Raw genomic sequence first — 4,570 nt, 5'->3', positions numbered from 1 at the left:
ATGTCTGCTTTCAGGACCTGAGCCTCGCCTTGAAAAACCCCGGCATTGATCTGCATCGCCACTTTCCAGAGCCGGTCGGGACGGGATAGGCGCAGCCCCTCAACGTATCCCTTGAGGCAGCTTGGCGTGATGTTTTCATATTCGCCGCTGGATAGCCGGTGGATCGTCCCGGTCCTCACACTTGACATAGGATGAGCTAGCAGCGCCACACGCACCGCCAGGAGCCGTAGGAGCCCCTGTCGCGCGATATCTCGCGCCTCCCCGGCCATGGCTAGGATGCGGTCGAGAAGTCGCGCCTGCGCCCGCGTGAAGGCTTTTGGGACGTAGTTTTGTTCAACCAGGCCCGGTGGTTCGTACTTGTCGGCCGCCACCCGCAAAATGTCCTCGCGCCGGAGCCGAACCGAGCTGTTTTGTATCAGTGCCTGCCCGACCACGATGGACCGTTCGGCGATATCCACTGAAATGACCCTGAATCCCTGGGCTTTGGCGTAGAGCGATACCGACCCGCCCCCAAGGAAGCCGTCGAGAAATGTAAGCCCCGGCCACAGCTTCCGTGGCAGGATTCGGTCCACTTCCCGGAAGATCAGGGGACAAAGGCGACGCTTTCCACCCAAGTACGGCGGCAGCGCGGACCACAGCGTTAATCTTTTGTTTCTTCTCATTTTATTGCTCCCGCTGACTTGACTTCTCTGGGGTTGGAAGCGTTGTTACCAATGCGCCGGGCAATGGGGCCCGGCCCATAAGGAGGGGGAACATGAACCGGACGAACCCGAAGGCCACGAAGAAAGCCAAACAAGCCGCCGACCTGCTCGCCAAGGCTGCTGGGCTCATGCGCGAGGCTGCTGAGATGTCGGACAACACAATCGCCGGTGGCCGGTATGACTTCTTGCACTGGGCCACAGAAATTGAAGAACTGCTCTCCTGCGACGACGGAGAGGCAGGCATTAATCCGGCGCTGGATAAGAAGACCAGGACAAACCAATAACCAGAAGGAGATTTGATCATGGCTAAGAAGCAGACAAAACCAGCCACCAAGAAGGACTCGAAGAAGGCCAAGGCAGAGCAGAAGACGAAGGACGCCAAGACGGCCCCCGAGACGGCCGAGATCATCACGCCGGACCCAATCACAACGGCACCCGCTCCCGATCCCGAACCGGCCCTGAAGCCGAACGTCACCGAACCACTCGTCGTGTTCGCATTCAGGTTGACCCGCGCCGAACGGGATCTGATCCACAAAGCAACCGGATCTGGCAAGGCGACCAAGTTTGTGAAGGGCGTGATCGTCGCCGCGGCCCGGGGGGATCTGGATACCATTAAGGCGATTGTCGAGAACGGGACCACGTGATCGACCCGACAGCCGACCTTCACAGGCTGCCGACCGCCCTCGGATCTCGGATCTGGGGGTTGCCGGTTTGGGACCCAATGGGGAATTGTGCGAATTGTGCGAATTGTGCGACGAGGGTAAGCCCCCAAAAACGACGTTTTTTGCCCCAGATCTAATTCCTACTATTATAGTAGTATATAACAAAAAATGATTACTTAGAGTGATGTTCGCAGAATTCGCAGAATTCATTGGCCCAAAACCTCCCTCTTCCGACCCCAAAACTCGCGTTTTGAGGCTCACGTGGGCGTCGCACAATTCGCACAATTCGCACAATTAACTTGTGTACCCTGTAATCGTTCTTTTTGTGTTGCAGATCTGCAACGGTTCAATTCCGGTGGCAAAAGTGGATTCACTTCATAAATGAGGCTCGGTTTCCGGCCACGGGCACTGGAATCCTCCATTTCTTTCCGCCGGATATAGCCATGATCCGCCAGGAGTCCAAGGCCGGGGTCCATCTTGTCCACCTTCTTGAACCGCCCCTTAACCGACTCAAACAGATCCCGCCGCGTGATTTCGGTGACACCCAGGCTCTGGATCTTGTTCAAAAGATGCCGGGCGTCATCCAGTTCCTGATCAGCTCCCATTTCGCCAAATGCCGCCTTGGCATGATGGATCAGGTAGTGACCGATCTGGATTGCACGTTTCACAGTCGGGAGGTCTATGAGTATCGACCAGGGATCTTTTTCACCGACGTACTCGGCCATATGTAGGATGCCTGCCAATCTGGCGACGGCTCCCACCAGCTTCCCCGCCCAATCCGTCATATGCCCTAAGTCACCGGTCTCCGCCAACTGCGGTTCTAACCAAGAGGCAAAAGCCATGAGTGCCTCTTGCCCGGGGAAATCAAATGACAGCGTATGTGGTGCCGGTGCCCCCTCGGTCTCGACCGCGAAAGGCAATGACAAGAGAGCTTGGACATTCTTGCGGTATTCAGATTTAACCGGCGATGGTACTGAGGGGGGACTTATTTCCCGGCAGCCAAGACGGCTATGAGGAAGAGCAAAGAGAAAGCGTCCAATGAGACCCCGGCCACGAAAACCGGGCACCCGAGTTAGACCATTCAAGACCTCAGGTTGAACAGCCAAGCCCACAGTGAGTGCGGGGGATTCCACAAATTCTGAAGCCCGACTGACTCTATCAACCCGTATTAGATCCCCGGCATGACCTCGCAAATAGACACCAAGGTTGGGACCTCCGCTGCTATACCGGCCCGCAATGAGATCGAAGACATCACCCTCCGGCGCCATGACAGCGATCCGGCCACCCTGTTCCTGCAGCAGAGTTGAGAGCCGTTCGGGACTGCAGTCATCAACAACCAGACGCGGTGGTTGAGATACTTTAATGGCCGCAAGCTCTCGCGCCGCCTTATTGGCTTCCTCAAATGCTGCCTCTCGTTTGTCCCATTTGGCTTCAGCTGCTTTCTTTTCCGCCTTCCTCAATGCCTCGGTGGCAATTCGAAGCTGGGATTGTTGCTCAGCAATCTCAGACCTCAACCGCTCAGTTTCGGTGGCTTCATACTCTTCAAGAGGAGAAGTGACATGGGAGAATACAGCTGATTTACGACTTCCGGGCGGAAGGACAACGACAATGAAAACGTTTACCGGCTCCTGATATCCCTCTCTGACATTTACAACCACCTTCTTTGCAATGGCCGCAGCACACACAGAGATCGTGAGCATGCCGGCCAGGTCAGGAGGTGTCTGGGTAGCCGTGGCTTCGGCTTCTACAAATTCCTTCACCCAATCCGGCAGCGCAGGGGTTGGAAATTCAGGGAGGTTCGTTACTAACAGAGGTATTGGATGTTCCCACTCATTTGAATTGGTGACGATACTTGATCGCGGAGGATATCGTCCGAGGCTTTCCGCAATCCGCTCCACCTCCATATCATCCAGCGGTGTAGCACAGCGCCCCCTGTTGGCCTCAAGCAGCGCCGATCGGATCTCTGCTGTTGTCATACCCATGGAACGCAGACGCCCACCCATGCTGGTCAGCGTTTCGTTCCGTCTGCCTTCAGGTATATTCCCTTCGCCCACCTCATCTGCCGGACTCCTTTCATATTGTTGAGTTAATCGGTCCAGGAGCCAACCAGGGAGAGGAGCAGCTTGAATCTGATTTGGTTTGCTTGAATCACGCCACTGATAGGTATTTCCCGAACCATGCACACTTGGTGGCACGACGATATATCCGCCATCACTCTTTAGATCAAGACCAGGGCCAAGCTTGCCGGAGCTGCACCGAATGGGCACCCTCGGGTGATTGAAAAAGTAGTGCCGTCCCCCGCCACCGGTCCGAGATTCAACCGTCGCCGGGAGTCTGCCAAATTCATCCTCCAAGTTAGCCAATGATTCATCCCCCCCATTGCGTGGATCTACATCCAATACAATCAAGCCACTTTCAGTACCGGTGAGAACCGCGACATTGGCATCGGGCCATCGCGTCCACCAACTTCTGATCGCGCCCTCCTCGGTCGTGGCATCCTTCAATCCCCGCTGAGTCCTGGGGTGTTTGCCCTGGCTTTGACAATCATCTTTCCGGCAACTGCAAGATCCGGTTCGTGGTGTGTGGAGGGGCAACACCGGCCAACCCTGTTTCGCGTACCAGAGGGCTGCCTTGCCCTGGTTCGAGAGCCCATTGGTTCTCAAGGTCGACTCACCTCTCGATACCACCTCCGCATCGGGAAACACCCGCATGACGCGATCGATGAAATCCTCAACAACCACGGACATGTCTGACTTCGCCGCCACAATCGGCATCTCCTTCTTTGCACGGTCCGGTAGCCTCGATTTCAAGAGCCGGGCGCCTCTGCTTATGGTCAGGGGAGTTGGATATGATCTTCATCAGCAGGGTTGCAATCGCCCCGCTGGCCTCAGCATCTGAGCGCCCGCTGTAATGCCGCCTCAACTCAATCGCTGTTCTCTCGCGCACGCCCTACGATCTCCTCAGTGAGAGGAGAAACTCCTCAATGGCTGGGTGGGGCTGTATAGGCTGTGGGATATCGTCAGTCTCGTCCGGATGTTCCGTATCCAGCCGACGCAGGATCTTCCCCCGGATCAGATCGAAGGTCTTAACCATCTGCCAGACGAATGAGTCCTCCACCCTGTCCACGGCGACCATCCCGCCCAGCGCCAGGGCCTGCTCTTCGAAGATGTCATCCACTAGATCGATCGCTTCAGTCTTGGTAATCAT

Annotated in this window: 5 protein-coding genes; 2 read left to right on the top strand and 3 right to left on the bottom strand. The window is 56.1% G+C overall.

The features are described 5' to 3' along the window. Positions 1-662 (bottom strand): DNA adenine methylase (locus tag KJ970_12625; GenBank protein ID MBU2691763.1); only part of this gene is annotated, 662 nt, incomplete at its 3' end. 92 nt (positions 663-754) lie between these two features. Between KJ970_12625 and KJ970_12620 the strand changes: the two genes are divergently transcribed. Together KJ970_12620 and KJ970_12615 are read left to right on the top strand one after the other, a co-directional pair. Further along, entirely contained in the window at positions 755-985 is a 231-nt protein-coding gene (locus KJ970_12620; protein MBU2691762.1) for a hypothetical protein, read from the top strand. An 18-nt stretch (positions 986-1,003) separates the two neighbouring features. After that, positions 1,004-1,345 (top strand): hypothetical protein, encoded by a 342-nt coding sequence (locus tag KJ970_12615; protein ID MBU2691761.1) that lies wholly within the window; start codon positions 1,004-1,006, stop codon positions 1,343-1,345. Positions 1,346-1,620: 275 nt separating this feature from the next. Here the strand turns inward: KJ970_12615 and KJ970_12610 are convergent, their stop codons facing one another. Next, a complete protein-coding gene (locus tag KJ970_12610; GenBank protein ID MBU2691760.1) occupies positions 1,621-4,128 on the bottom strand; it encodes a DUF3987 domain-containing protein in 2,508 nt (835 codons plus the stop codon). 184 nt (positions 4,129-4,312) lie between these two features. After that, positions 4,313-4,570: hypothetical protein (locus KJ970_12605; protein ID MBU2691759.1), on the bottom strand; the 258-nt coding region annotated here is incomplete at its 5' end.

The organism is Candidatus Eisenbacteria bacterium (genome assembly GCA_018831195.1).
GTDB lineage: Bacteria > Eisenbacteria > RBG-16-71-46 > CAIMUX01 > JAHJDP01 > JAHJDP01.
The sequence above is the reverse complement of the archived record's forward strand: the minus strand, read 5'-3'. Positions and strand labels throughout refer to the sequence as shown.

Excerpts from the sequence above, each read along its gene's own strand:
- KJ970_12620 (MBU2691762.1), top strand. The coding sequence starts at position 755 with ATGAACCGGACGAACCCGAAGGCCACGAAGAAAGCCAAACAAGCCGCC.
- KJ970_12615 (MBU2691761.1), top strand. The coding sequence starts at position 1,004 with ATGGCTAAGAAGCAGACAAAACCAGCCACCAAGAAGGACTCGAAGAAG.